Origin of the sequence: Enterococcus sp. B2E4, assembly GCF_030499455.1 — a bacterium.
Lineage (GTDB): Bacteria > Bacillota > Bacilli > Lactobacillales > Enterococcaceae > Enterococcus_D > Enterococcus_D casseliflavus.
The window spans coordinates 1-256 of the sequence record NZ_JAUKPK010000008.1 but is presented as its reverse complement, the minus strand read 5'-3'; the positions used below and the strand labels follow the sequence as shown (position 1 = coordinate 256).

The window sequence follows — 256 nt, the reverse complement described above, 5'->3', positions numbered from 1 at the left end:
ACGCCGCGGTGAATACGTTCCCGGGCCTTGTACACACCGCCCGTCACACCACGAGAGTTTGTAACACCCGAAGTCGGTGAGGTAACCTTTTGGAGCCAGCCGCCTAAGGTGGGATAGATGATTGGGGTGAAGTCGTAACAAGGTAGCCGTATCGGAAGGTGCGGCTGGATCACCTCCTTTCTAAGGAATATTTCGGAAGACTACACATCGTTTGCCTTTGTTCAGTTTTGAGAGGTCTACTCTCAAGTAAATACCC

General features: G+C 51.6%; 1 rRNA gene. It reads left to right on the top strand.

The features are described from left to right. Positions 1 to 180 (top strand): 16S ribosomal RNA (locus Q1X33_RS08010); the annotation flags it as partial. Positions 181 to 256: the final 76 nt, after the last annotated feature.